This is a genomic window from Saccharopolyspora sp. NPDC045941 (genome assembly GCF_056431445.1).
In genome coordinates this window covers 92,449-104,619 of record NZ_JBWKKU010000024.1, presented here as the reverse complement: position 1 = coordinate 104,619, position 12,171 = coordinate 92,449, and the positions used below count along the sequence as shown (strand labels likewise).

General features: G+C 69.1%; 9 protein-coding genes. 4 read left to right on the top strand and 5 right to left on the bottom strand.

Annotated elements, in window-relative coordinates; translation table 11 throughout:
- Window positions 1-4 precede the first annotated feature (4 nt).
- On the top strand, window positions 5-187 hold the full coding sequence (locus AC07FN_RS20975) for a DUF397 domain-containing protein (protein ID WP_478397105.1): 183 nt from the start codon (window positions 5-7) through the stop codon (window positions 185-187).
- Here AC07FN_RS20975 and AC07FN_RS20970 read toward each other — a convergent pair.
- Window positions 177-2,258 carry an ATP-binding protein gene (locus AC07FN_RS20970; protein WP_478397104.1) on the bottom strand — a complete coding sequence of 694 codons (2,082 nt, stop codon included), beginning with the start codon at window positions 2,256-2,258 and terminating at the stop codon, window positions 177-179. The genes AC07FN_RS20975 and AC07FN_RS20970 overlap by 11 nt on opposite strands.
- A gap of 155 nt (window positions 2,259-2,413) precedes the next feature.
- On the opposite strand from AC07FN_RS20970, the gene AC07FN_RS20965 reads away from it, so the two are divergent.
- Entirely contained in the window at window positions 2,414-3,058 is a 645-nt protein-coding gene (locus AC07FN_RS20965; protein ID WP_478397103.1) for a GOLPH3/VPS74 family protein, read from the top strand.
- 113 nt (window positions 3,059-3,171) lie between these two features.
- Here the strand turns inward: AC07FN_RS20965 and AC07FN_RS20960 are convergent, their stop codons facing one another.
- Window positions 3,172-4,137 (bottom strand): hypothetical protein, encoded by a 966-nt coding sequence (locus tag AC07FN_RS20960; protein WP_478397102.1) that lies wholly within the window; start codon window positions 4,135-4,137, stop codon window positions 3,172-3,174.
- Between the two features lie 154 nt (window positions 4,138-4,291).
- On the opposite strand from AC07FN_RS20960, the gene AC07FN_RS20955 reads away from it, so the two are divergent.
- Entirely contained in the window at window positions 4,292-5,119 is an 828-nt protein-coding gene (locus AC07FN_RS20955) for an isocitrate lyase/PEP mutase family protein (RefSeq protein WP_478397101.1), read from the top strand.
- 105 nt (window positions 5,120-5,224) lie between these two features.
- Here the strand turns inward: AC07FN_RS20955 and AC07FN_RS20950 are convergent, their stop codons facing one another.
- Window positions 5,225-7,150: an acyl-CoA dehydrogenase family protein gene (locus tag AC07FN_RS20950; protein WP_478397100.1), complete on the bottom strand. Its 1,926-nt coding sequence runs from the start codon at window positions 7,148-7,150 to the stop codon at window positions 5,225-5,227.
- 231 nt (window positions 7,151-7,381) lie between these two features.
- Here AC07FN_RS20950 and AC07FN_RS20945 point away from each other — a divergent pair, with 231 nt between their 5' ends.
- The gene (locus AC07FN_RS20945) at window positions 7,382-7,918 is read left to right on the top strand and encodes a nuclear transport factor 2 family protein (RefSeq protein ID WP_478397099.1); all 537 of its coding nucleotides are present in this window, start codon (window positions 7,382-7,384) and stop codon (window positions 7,916-7,918) included.
- 52 nt (window positions 7,919-7,970) lie between these two features.
- Here the strand turns inward: AC07FN_RS20945 and leuS are convergent, their stop codons facing one another.
- Both leuS and AC07FN_RS20935 read right to left on the bottom strand, forming a co-directional pair.
- The gene (leuS, locus tag AC07FN_RS20940; RefSeq protein ID WP_478397098.1) at window positions 7,971-10,859 is read right to left on the bottom strand and encodes a leucine--tRNA ligase; all 2,889 of its coding nucleotides are present in this window, start codon (window positions 10,857-10,859) and stop codon (window positions 7,971-7,973) included.
- A gap of 193 nt (window positions 10,860-11,052) precedes the next feature.
- On the bottom strand, window positions 11,053-12,117 hold the full coding sequence (locus tag AC07FN_RS20935) for an esterase-like activity of phytase family protein (RefSeq protein ID WP_478397097.1): 1,065 nt from the start codon (window positions 12,115-12,117) through the stop codon (window positions 11,053-11,055).
- Window positions 12,118-12,171 lie beyond the last annotated feature (54 nt).

Below are 12,171 nucleotides of genomic sequence, written 5' to 3'. Positions count from 1 at the left end.
ATGTGTGCCCGAGTTCGCCCCTGGTCAATGGTTCACCTCCAGCTACACCTCGAACGCAGCCGCCTGCGTCGAGGTCGCAATGACGCCCGCCGCCGTGGGCGTTCGGGACACCAAGGACCGGTGCGGCGGAACGCTCGTCTTCACGCCCCAGCGGTGGGCCGACTTCGTCGCGTCGGTCAAGAAGTAGGTAGCTCGCCGATCTCAGCACGTACATCGGCCGCTTCGTCGTGGCCTAGCTCCTCGAAGATTGCGAGCGCTTCCCGCGACATCCGCCGCGCTCCTTCCAGGTCACCGGTATGCCGTAGTGCCTTGCCCAGCGCGCGGAGGCTTGCTCCTTCACCTTGCCGATGGCGGATCTGGCGTCGGAACTCAAGTGCCCGCCGATGGGTGTCGATCGCATCTTCAACCTGCCCGGAGTCGAAGTAAGCATTGGCGAGGTTGTGCAGCACGAACCCTTCGCCGATCTCCTCGCCGACTTCGCGATCGAACCGCAAAGCCGCCTCGAAGTGCGGATACGCCCGCTCGAACCTGCCGAGTTTGGCCTGGAGAAGCCCCAGCGCGTTGTGCGAGAGCCCCTGCGCAAAGCCGTCGTTCACGCCTTCGGCTATCTCAAGGGCACTCTCCAAGGGCTGGATGGCTTCTTCGTAACGCTCAGCGTCGATCAAGGCGTGCCCGAGCGCGATGAACGCTTCGCCTCGTCCCTGAACATCGCCGATCGCGTCGAAGTGCGGAAGGGATAGCTCCGCGTACCGTGCCGCCGCATCGAAGTCCTGGCGGTCGTAATAGGCGATTCCCAGCTCGTGCAGCAAATTCGCCTGCGCTGCGACATCTCCGATCCGTTGAGCAGCATCGATCCCGATGTTGTAGGCCTCGATCCAGTCGTCGATGTAGCCGCGCAGGTGGAACAGGTACATCAAGCTTCGAGGCAGCTGCCAGGAGTGCTCCCACAGACCCAGGGCCGCGGCCTGCTTGATCGCGGCCCTGAGGTTGTGGCGTTCGGCCTCCCACCAGGTCATCGCGCCTTCGTCGTCGTCAAAGGTGTGTCCCTCGATGTCGGACGCCGGCAATTCGGCGGTGAAGTGTCGAGCGTGTTGGGTCGTCTGGTGATCTGCCGCCGCGCTTGTGCGGAGGTAGAAATCGAGCAGGCGGCGAATGGCGGCGTGGCGGGTGTCGGTTGGTTCGTCGGCCGCTGCGCATTCGGCGGCGTAGGACCTGAGCAGGTCGTGGAACCGGTAGCGGCTGCGCTCGGGTTGTTCGACCAGGTTGGCCCGCAGCAGCTCCGCCAAGGGGCGCCGGAGATCTCGCTTGGTTCGGTCAGCGAGAGCCGTCAAGGCATCCAGGCCGATGTCCGGGCCGGTCGGCAGGCCCATCAGGCGGAAGAGCCTGGCCGCTTCCGCGGAGAGCGAGTGGTAGGACCAGGAGAAGACCGCGCGGACGCCGGTTTCGCCGCCTGCGTCCAGGGCGTCCAGGCGTTCCCGTTCGTCGCGGAGCTCTTCGACCAGCTCGTCCAAAGGGAAGTCCGAGAACTCCGCTGCTCGGACCGCGACCACGCCCAACGCCAGTGGGAGCCCGGCGCAGTGCGACACGATTTCCGCCACGGCTTCCGGTTCGGCGGTCAGCCGGTCCTGGCCCAGGTAGCGGCCCAGCAGTTCGTGGGACTCCTGTTCGGTCAGCACGGTGAGAGTCATGCGAGTGGCACCTTCGCGGATTACCAGGTCATCGAGGCGGTTTCGGCTCGTCACCACGACCAAGCAGGCGGGCGTGCCCGGCAACAAGGCGCGCACCTGGTCGGCGGTCCGGGCGTTGTCGAGGAGCACGAGCATTCGCTTGTCGTGCACGAGGCTTCGGAACATCGCTGCCCGGGCGTCGTCGCTCGGCGGGATGCGTTCCGGCGCGACGTCGAGGGCGGCGAGGAAGAGGCCCAGTGCCTCGTTCGGTGCCATCGGTTCCGCGATCGGATCGAATCCGCGCAGGTTGACGTACAGTTCGCCGTCCGGGAAGAGGTCCCGCACCCGGTGCGCCCAGTGCACCGCCAGCGTCGATTTGCCCACCCCAGCCGTGCCATCAATGGTCGACAGCAGTACCGCACCGTCGCTCCGCGAGCCGGCCAGCAGAGTGGTCAGCATGTCCTGCTCGACCGCGCGGTTCACGAAATGTCGCGTCGCACCGGGAAGTTGCCGCGGGACCACCGAATCCTTCGCGCCGTGGAAATGCACGTCACCCTGAATCGCGCCCGCTTGCACCACCGGCCCGTGCACCGGTGCCGCGACCTCGTTGCCGACCCCGTCCGCCTTCTCGCGCACGCATCCCCCAAGCCGATAGATCAACAATCAGCCTGGCACGGACGCCAACCCGCCAACACCTCCAGACACGTGAACGCTCCCACCGGGCGGCCCGTCGCCGGGGGGGCCGGGTGCTTTCGGGGCTCGGACGGATCACCATGGTGGGCATGGATCTTTCGCTTGCCGAACAGTTCGTGCTGTTGGCGCACAAGCCCACCGGCGGGCGCGTGCTCGCAGCTGACTACTCGGGCGCCGCCGAACTCGGGGACTTGACCCTTTGGCGTCGCGTCGACTTCGTCGGGGTGAAGATCCGGCTCCTCGACGTGACTCCTACCGGCATCGCGTGGCTCGACGGTGGGATCGGGCTGCTGCGCCAGTACGCCGGCTCCCGGAACAAGCCCGTGCCCGCTTACAAGTACATTCGTGACCGGTCCCCGGTTGGTTCGCCGAGCACATCGGCACTGGCCACGCACCGGAGTTCTCTCGCGCAGCGGGACTACCTGCGATGCGTGCGCAAGCGCGCGCTCGGTGTCATACCGCGCAAGCGCTACTACCCCAACCCGGCTATCTGGAATGCAGTGCTGGGCGATCTCCGGGCCTTCGCCCGTGGAGAACTCCAGCCGGACGGTCACCTCACCCTGCTTGCCGCGTTGGTGCACTCCACCGGCTTGGCCCAGTCACTGCCGCTCGCCAACCCTGAACGCGCGCAGCTCAAGGCGATCAGCAACAACACCACCCTCGGCGTGGCTGTCCGAGGCGTCATCAACTCGCAATAGCGCTCCGACCGGCCGACCGGCCGGCAGCTCTGAGGCAGCGCCGCACCGCGCAAAAAGGAGCAGCGGCCCGTGGGGTGCTCGGGCCGCTGCTCCGTCTGTGAGACCGGTCGGGATCAGAAGTTGGTGATCGCCGAGATGTTGCCCTTGTGGAGGTTCTCGATCACGTTGCGGGCGTCGCGGTACTTGTAGGAACCCGACTCGAAGAGCAGGTAGGCGTCGCCCTTGTACTCCGTGATGCCCTCGGCCATGCTCGGCGCGCGGAAGCACTTCGTGGACGGCTTGTCGATGTCCGTCGCGCCCTTGTCCACCACGAAGACGTTGCTGCGCTTGTCACGGCCGTAGGACGTGCTGAAGATGAACTTGTCCTTCGTGACCATCAGGCCCTGCGTCTTGGTGGGCACCTCGTAGCCGTGCTCCGTGGTCAGCGAGCCGTTCTCGTTGATCTTGTACGAGAACATCTTGCCGCGGCCGCCGTCGTTGAACTTGCCCGCGTACAGGGTGTCCCCGTAGCTGGAGATGAACGACGCCGCGTACACCCGGCGGCCCTGGCCGTCCTGCTTGACGTACGGGACGCCGCCCTTCTTCATGGCATCCTTGATGTCGGACAGCTTGTACTTGCGGATCGTGTCCCACTTGCCGGAGTCACGGCCCTGCACGAAGGCCCAGCCCTTGCCGACCGTGATGCCGCCGACGTGCGACTCGGCGATGGCGACCGTGCCGACGTGCTTGCCGGTCTTCGGATCGATGCCGACGATGCGCGCGTCCTGGCCCTTCTCGCCGTACTCGGTCACCAGCAGCAGGTCGCTGTTGGCACCGTCCCAGTTGTACCAGGGCGAAATGCCCTGCGGCGTGTACTTGTCCAGGCCCGGGACCGCCGGGCCCTTGCCGAAGGCCTTGTCGTAGACCTCCGACGCCGACGGGCCGCTGTAGAACGGGCCGTTGCCGCCGGCTTTCGTCTCGCACTTGATGCCCTGGTCGGCATCGCCTTCCTCGGCCGCGGCCGTGGTCGTCGCAGCGGTGCTGAGCAGGAATGCACCACTGACCGCGGTGATCGCGACTTTGCGGAGGAGGTTGGACATCGTGCCTCTCAAACATTTCGGCATCCGTCGTACCTCCCTGTGACGCACGGGAGCCGCCACGGTTCCACCTGAGATCCACTTCTTGTTCATCCGCTGGTCACGCCCGGGGTCGCGGCGGAGAACGCCTGTCGGCCGAGCGTGGTGGACTGGGAACATGACGATCACCCAGCAGGACAAGGCAGAACTCTTCCACTCGCTGCACACCGACCGGGCCCCGCTGGTCCTGGCGAACGCCTGGGACGTGGCCAGCGCGCGGCTGGTCGAGGAGGCCGGGGCCGCGGCGGTGGCGACCACCAGCGCCGGCGTCGCGTGGAGCCTCGGCGCGGCGGACGGCAACGCGCTCGACCGGGGGCTCGCCGTCGAGCTCATCGCGCGCGTCGCCGCCGCAGTGGACCTACCGGTCACCGCGGACATTGAAGGCGGCTTCGCCGAAAGCGCCGGCGGCGTCGGGGAAACCATCCGCCTGGTGCTGGCGGCGGGCGCGATCGGAGTCAACATCGAAGACGGCGTCGGGCCGTCGCTGCGCCCGGTCGAGGAGCAGGTCGCGCGCATCGCCGCTGCCCGCGCGGCGGCCGACGAAGCGCAGATCCCGCTGTTCATCAACGCGCGCACCGACCCGTTCCTGCGCCCGGTCCACGACGACCCGGCCGAGCGGTTGCGCGACGCCATCGGCCGCGCGGCCGCCTACGTGGAGGCCGGGGCGTCCGGGATCTTCGTCCCCGGCATCACCGATCTGGCGGTGGTCGCCGAGCTGGCGAAGAACATCGAACGGCCGCTGAACGTCCTGGCCGGGCCGGGCGCACCCGCCGTCGCGGAACTGGCGGAGGCGGGAGCGACCCGCATCAGCCTCGGCGCAGCGGTGGCGCAGGCGGCGTACGCCCTGGCGCGCAAGGGGATTCGGGAGGCGCTGGAGCACGGCACCTACGGTTCGATCGCGGACGCCGTGGACTTCGGCGGCTTCAACGCCCTGTTCCGCAGCTGAACCCTACGTCCACACCGGACATTCACCGGCCAGGTGCGCGGTCCGGACACGGGTGGAGGGCTCACGATTCCAGGCGGAATCGGGAGCCCTCCGGCGCCGGGAGGATCACCGGGCGTCGTGCGCGCGCTGGGCGTCTTGGCGGTCGGCTTCCGCTCCCGTGGCGATCGGAGCCGTGAGCCACTGGCGCGGGATGCCGAAGCCCGCCACCAGGTCCACCGCGTGCGGGCGGAGCTGGCCGCACAGCACGTTGACCGCCTCCGTGATCGCCTTCGACCGGCGCGGCGAGATCCGCTCGTGCTCCAGGAACCAGGCGCGGTCCGCCTCGATGTTGGACAGCACGTACAGGTCGCAGAGCTTGTTCAGCAGTGCGGCGGTGCGCCGGTCGCGGCAGCGCTCGATCGCCGCGACGAACGCCTCCAGCACGATGCGGTCCACGTGCGCGCGAGCAGCGCGCAGCACGTGGTCCTGCGCGTTGTTGAAGACCTTGAACGCGTTGTCGCGGTTGGCCTTCCGCAGGCGGCGGCCCAGGCCGTCGAGCACGTGCCGCTCGCGGTCGTCGAACATCTTCAGCTGCCAGCCGCGGTCGAGGATGTCGTCCTTGCCGGAACCGTCGATGATCCGCTGCACCAGGGAACGCGTCGCGGTCCGCTCGATCACCGCGCCCACGAACTGGTCGGCGATGAACTTGGCCATGCCGAGCGTGCCCAGGTCGTCGAACTGGTCCTTGTAGTTCGTCAGCAGGCCCTTGGCGACCAGCTGCAGCAGCACCGTGTTGTCGCCCTCGAACGTGGTGAACACGTCGGTGTCGGCCTTGAGCTGCGCCAGCTGGTTCTCCGCCAGGTAGCCCGCGCCGCCGCAGGCCTCGCGGCAGGTCTGGATGGTCTGCGTCGCGTGCCAGGTCGAGACCGCCTTCAGCCCCGCGGCGCGGGATTCCAGCTCGCGCTGCTCGCGCTCGCCGCTGGGCGCGTCGTGCAGGGTGGCCACCAGCTCTTCCTGCGCGAAGTGCAGGGCGAACGTCTTCGCCAGCGCGGGCAGGAGCTTCCGCTGGTGCGCCAGGTAGTCCAGCACCACGGCCTCCTCGCCGGTGCCGGGCCGCTCGAACTGGCGGCGGGCGTCGCCGTAGCGCAAGGCGATCTCCAGCGCCAGCTTGGTCGCGCCGCCCGCGGTGCCGGCGACCGAGATCCGGCCGCGGATCAGGGTGCCGAGCATGGTGAAGAACCGCTTGCCCTTGCTGCTGATCGGGCTGCGGTAGGTGCCGTCCGGTTCGACGTCGCCGTAGCGGTTGAGCAGCGCCTCGCGCGGCACCCGCACCTGGTCGAAGTACAGCCGGCCGTTGTCGACGCCGTTGAGCCCGGCCTTGCGGCCGCAGTCCTCGATCCGCACGCCCGGCGCGGGCTGCCCGGCCTCGTCCCGGATCGGCACCAGCAGCGCGTGCACGCCGTGGCTCTCGCCGCCGGTGATCAGCTGCGCGAAGACCACCGCCAGCCGCCCGTCCCGCGCGGCGTTGCCGATGTACTCCTTGCGCGCCGCCTCGTGCGGCGTGTGCACCACGAATTCCTGCGCAGCCGGGTCGTACGTGGCCGTGGTGCGCAGGTTCTGCACGTCGGAGCCGTGGCCGGTCTCGGTCATCGCGAAGCAGCCCGGCAGGTCCAGGCTCATGATGTCGGGCAGGTAGCGCTCGTGGTGGCGCTCGGTGCCCAGCGCGACGACCGCGCCGCCGAACAGTCCCCATTGGACGCCGGCCTTGACCATCAGGGACAGGTTGCCGGGCAGCATCTCCAGCGACACCACGGAACCGCCGGTGTCGCCGCGGCCGCCGTAGGCGACCGGGAAGCCGAGGTCGGTGATGCCGGACTTGGCCAGCAGGCGCAGCTGTTCGAGGGTCTGCGCGCGGTGGCTCTCGGTGTCGAGGCCGTCGGCCGGTGGCAGCGGGACGCCGTCGAGGGTGTCGCGGACCTGCTTGCGGACGTCGGCCCAGCGGCCGTCCAGCAGCGTCGCGAGCTCGCGTGCGTCGAATCCGGAGCTTCCCATCGCGGCCTCCACTCGTCGGTACCGGCTACCCCGAGCGTAGTTACTCATCAGTAACCCCGCCATGTGAGCTGGCTCGCCGCGCCACCGGACCCGGTGAGCGTCTCGTTGGGGGAGTGCGGATCGGCCGGACGCGGCAGAAGATCACTAGGGCGCCGGCACCGGCGGCCACCGCAATCACCCCGTTGCAGTTCGACACCCGCTGTTCTCACGAGGTTCAGGAGGTGCAGTTGCATGAGCTCGGACCCCGGCAACACCGATCTCGGCGCGGTCTTCGACGAGCACTTGGCCGACGAGTTCGTCATGAAGGACGTGGCCGCGACGATGGCGACGATGACCAGGAAACCCGTGGTCAACCACGTGCCCACCACGGCGGGCGGCGTCGGCCGGGCCGCCGTTTCCCGGTTCTACCGCGACCACTTCATCGGCCAGTGGCCCGACGACATCAACATCACCCGCTTGTCGCGGACCGCCGACGCCGAGCGCGTGGTCGACGAAATGGTCATCACCTTCACCCACGACCGGGTCATCGACGCGCTGCTGCCCGGCATCGCCCCGACCGGCCGCCGGGTGGAGATCGCCGCGGTGGCGGTGATCGGGTGCGCGAAGGGCAAGGTGGCCTACGAGCACGTCTACTGGGACCAGGCATCGCTGCTGGTCCAGGTCGGGCTCCTCGACCGCGACGGACTGCCGGTCACCGGCGCGGAGCAGGTCAAGTCCCTGCTCAACGACGGACCCCTGAACCTCCTGCAGCCCGCGAAGAGCGGATGAGCTCCCGACGAAGGGCGCCTTCACCGAGAAGGCGCCCTTCGACCGGGCGGGATCAGGCGACGACGTTGACCAGGCGGCCCGGGACGACGATGACCTTCCGCGGGTCCTTGCCGTCCAGGGCGGCGACGATCTTCTCGTCCGCCAGCGCGGCCGCCTTGACGGCCTCCTGGTCGGCCGACGCCGGCACCACGATGCGGGACCGCACCTTGCCGTTGACCTGGATCGGGTACTCCAGCGTGTCCTCGACCAGGTACTGCTCGTCGGCCACCGGGAACGGGCCGTGCGCCAGGCTGTCGCCGTGCCCCAGCCGGGCCCACAGCTCCTCGGCCAGGTGCGGCGTCAGCGGCGCGACCATCAGCACCAGCGGCTCCACCACCGACCGCGGCGTGCCCGCCGTCGACGAGTACGCCTTGGTGATCCGGTTGTTGAACTCGATCAGCTTCGCCACCGCGGTGTTGAACCGCAGCGCCGAGTAGTCCTCCTGGACCCCGGCGATGGTCTTGTGCAGCGCCCGCAGCATCTCGGTGTCCGGCTGCTCGTCTGTCAGCCGCAGCTCACCGCTGTTCTCGTCGACGACGTTGCGCCACAGCCGCTGCAGGAACCGGTGCGAGCCGATGACGTCCTTGGTCGCCCACGGCCGCGAGGCCTCCAGCGGGCCCATCGCCATCTCGTACAGCCGCAGCGTGTCCGCGCCGTAGGAGTCGGCCATCTCGTCCGGGGAGACTGAGTTCTTCAGGCTCTTGCCCATCTTCCCGAACTCGCGGTTGACCTCCTGGCCGTTGTGGAAGAACTTGCCATCACGCTCCTCCACCTCCTCGGCCTGGACGTACACACCGCGCGCGTCGGTGTACGCGTAGGCCTGGATGTAGCCCTGGTTGTACAGCCGCCGGTACGGCTCCTCGGACTGCAGGTAGCCCAGGTCGTGCAGCACCTTGTGCCAGAAGCGGGAGTACAGCAGGTGCAGCACCGCGTGCTCCATGCCGCCGATGTACAGGTCGACGCCGCCCGGGTCGTTGGGGCCGTGCAGCTCCGGGCGCTTGCCCATCCAGTACTGCTCGTTGGCCGGGTCGACGAACCGCTCCGAGTTGTCCGGGTCGATGTAGCGCAGCTGGTACCAGCAGGAACCGGCCCACTGCGGCATCACGTTGGTGTCCCGCTTGTAGTGCTTCAGCCCGTCGCCCAGGTCCAGCTCCACCTCGGCCCAGTCGGTGGCTTTGGCCAGCGGCGGCGCCGGCTCGCTGTCGGCGTCCTCCGGTTCGAAGGTGCGCGGCGAGTAGTCCTCCACCTCGGGCAGCTCGACCGGCAGCTGGTCCTCCGGCAGCCCGCGCGGGATGCCGTCCTCGCCGTAGACGATCGGGAACGGCTCGCCCCAGTAGCGCTGCCGCGCGAACAGCCAGTCGCGCAGCTTGTACTGGACGGTGCCCCGGCCGTGGCCGTGGTCCTCCAGCCAGGCGATGACCGTCTTCTTCGCGTCGGCGATGTCCAGGCCGTCCAGGCTCAGCCCGGTGGTCTCCGAGGCCGAGTTGATCGCCGGGCCGTCGCCGGTGAACGCGTCGCCGTCGAAGCCGTCCGACGGCTGCACCGTGCGGATGATCGGCAGGCCGAAGACGGACGCGAAGTCCCAGTCGCGCTGGTCCTGGCCGGGCACCGCCATGATCGCGCCGGTGCCGTAGCCCATCAGCACGTAGTCGGCGATGAACACCGGGATCTGGCTGCCGTTGACCGGGTTCGTCGCCCAGGCACCGGTGAAGACGCCGGTCTTCTCCTTGTTCTCCTGGCGGTCCAGGTCGGACTTCATCGACGCCGCGCGCCGGTACTGCGCGACCGCCTCCGCCGGGGTCGCCGCGCCGCCGGTCCAGCGGTCGTCGACCGCCGCCGGCCACGCGGTCGCGGTCAGCTCGTCGACCAGCGGGTGCTCCGGCGCCAGCACCATGTAGGTCACGCCGAACAGGGTGTCCGGGCGGGTGGTGAACACCTCGATGTGGTCGGCCGAACCGTCCAGCGGGAACCGGACGTTGGCGCCCTGCGAGCGGCCGATCCAGTTCCGCTGCATGGTCTTGACCTTGTCCGACCAGTCCAGCCGGTCCAGGTCGTCGACCAGGCGGTCGGCGTAGGCGGTGATCCGCATCATCCACTGCTTGAGGTTGCGGCGGAACACCGGGAAGTTGCCACGCTCGGTCAGCCCGTCGGCGGTGACCTCCTCGTTCGCGACCACGGTGCCCAGGCCGGGCGCCCAGTTCACCGGCGCCTCGGACAGGTAGGCCAACCGGTACGAGTCGACGACCCGGCGCTGCTCGCCGTCGGTCAGCTCACCCCACGGGCGGCCGTCCGGGGTGGCGCGCTCACCGGTGGCGAACTGCTCGACCAGCTCGCCGATCGGCCGGGCGCGGCCCTTGCCGCCGTTGGCGTCGGTGTCGTACCAGGAGTTGAAGACCTGCAGGAAGATCCACTGCGTCCAGCGGTAGAACTCGATGTCGGTGGTCGCGACGCGGCGGCGCTCGTCGTGGCCCAGGCCCAGCCGGCGGATCTGCCCCAGGTAGCGCTCGATGTTCTGCTCGGTCGTGGTCCGCGGGTGCGTACCGGTCTGCACCGCGTACTGCTCGGCGGGCAGGCCGAACGAGTCGAAGCCCATCGTGTGCAGCACGTTGCGGCCCAGCATCCGGTGGTAGCGGGCGTAGACGTCGGTGCCGATGAAGCCCAGCGGGTGGCCGACGTGCAGCCCGGCGCCGGAGGGGTAGGGGAACATGTCCTGGACGAACAGCTTGTCCTCGGGGACGTCGCCCTTGAGTGACCCGACGGGGTTCGGCGCGTGGAACGTGCCGCGCTCCTCCCAGAGTCGCTGCCAACGCTGCTCGATCTCGGTCGCCGTTTCCGCCGTGTAGCGGAACTGCGGGACCTCTTCGGCAACCCCGGTCGTCGAGCCCTCTGCCTGGCCACTCATCGTGTTGCGTCCTTCCCTGCCTTCTCGCCCGAACGCGCGGGTCATGCGCTCTTAGTGTGCCGCCTCCCGAAAATGGAAAACCCCCCAGGCCCTGGTGGGCATGAGGGGTTGCCGCGTCGAAGCGTCGCTACCGGACGTTCAACGCGGCCTCGCAAGAAGCAGACGCGTGCTCACGAGCCCAGGGTAACGCACCTCACCTCACGGACAACGTGATTACCTGCGTGGTCTGGTTCGGGGCGAAGTTGTCGTCGCTGACCAGCACCAGGCTGCGGCGGCCGTCCGGGAGCCGCGGGCCCCAGGTCATGCCCTCGACGTTGTCGATCGTGCTCAGCCCCAGGTCGGCGAGGTCGGCCACCAGCTCCTTGCGGACCGGGCGCACCTCCGCGTCCGGCAGCGACGAGACGTGCTGCACGTCCGTCGCGCCGCGGGTGGTGATCCGGTAGATCCGGATCGAGTTGCCGACGCCGGTCACGAACGAGCGCTCCACCACCAGGTACCCGTCGCGGTCGGCCAGCAGCGCGCTGACGCCGTTGTTGGCGAAACCGCCGGTGGGGGACTCGGCGAACACCGGGTCCAGCGGGTAGGCGTACTGGCCCTGCACCCGGCCGGACCGGGACTGCACGGTGATCCGGGACAGCGCGCCGTGCTCGACGGTCGGCGACTCGCCGTCCTGCAGCAGCGGCCCCTCCATCGCGGTGACCACCCGGCTGCCGCCGGCGGCGAACGTCAGGCCCTCCAGCACCTCGTTCTGCTTCGGCCCGGCGGCCGGCTCCATCCGCAGGTTCGCCGGCAGCGGCAGTTCGTGGGAGGAGTGGCCGCCCGCGCCGACGCTGGAGATCGACGGGTCGATCAGCTGCGCGGCCCGCTCGCCCTCGCTGGTCCACCAGATCGTGCCGGACCACGGATCCCAGCGGACGTCCTCCGGATCCACGGTGCCCTTCGGGTAGGTCGTGCCGTCCGGCCGCAGCAACGGCTTGGTGGCGGTCAGACGGAAGCCGCCGCCGTCGAAGCGCGCGGTGTAGAACCGCGCGGGCTGCCGATCGGAGCGATCGTCGCTGATCAGCACCCATTCGCCGGTGCACGGGTCGTAGTCGATGCCGGAGAGGCCGCCGACCGTGGTGCCGTCGAACTCAATCGCGTGCGGCAGTGTCAGCTCGCCCACCAGGGCGACCTCGTCGGTCTTCGCCGCCGCCGGTGCCGCCGCGGCGACCAGCAGTGAAACGGCCAGCAGACCGGCCGGGACAATCTTCTTCGCCATGTGGGTCAGCACACCTGACCAGGGTGTCCGGCAGGTAGCGATGAGGTGGCGGCT